Below are 331 nucleotides of genomic sequence, written 5' to 3'. Positions count from 1 at the left end.
GGCCGGGGAGACGAGCCGCTGGCCGTCGCGCGCGAGGTCCGCGGACAGCGCACCGCTCGCGGCGGCCATCCCGACCCGGTACCAGGCCCGACGGCGGGGCCCCAGGGTCCGCGGCTCCACGAGCGAGAGCGCCCCGACGGCCTGCGCCATCAGCCCCGCGCGGGCGATCAGGCCGAGCGGCAGCGGCCGGGAGCCGATCAGGATCTGCGACCGCGATCCGTGGACGACGGATGCGCCGACGCCGGAGGCGATGCCCGAGACGATGCCGGGGACGGAGCCGAGGCCGGATGCGGAGGAGCTGGAGGACGCCATACGGCGAGCATACGGGCAC

At 77.0% G+C, this 331-nt stretch carries 1 protein-coding gene; it reads right to left on the bottom strand.

Annotated features, from left to right (window positions below):
- The coding region (locus tag MJ643_RS30555) for a hypothetical protein (protein WP_247727295.1) at positions 1-312 on the bottom strand (312 nt) is incomplete at its 3' end.
- Between the last annotated feature and the right edge of the window lie 19 nt (positions 313-331).

This window comes from Pseudomonas sp. PNPG3 (genome assembly GCF_023093815.1).
GTDB classification, from domain to species: Bacteria; Pseudomonadota; Gammaproteobacteria; order Pseudomonadales; family Pseudomonadaceae; genus Aquipseudomonas; species Aquipseudomonas asiatica.
Note: the sequence above shows the minus strand (reverse complement) of the source record. Positions and strands in the feature narration are given on the sequence as shown.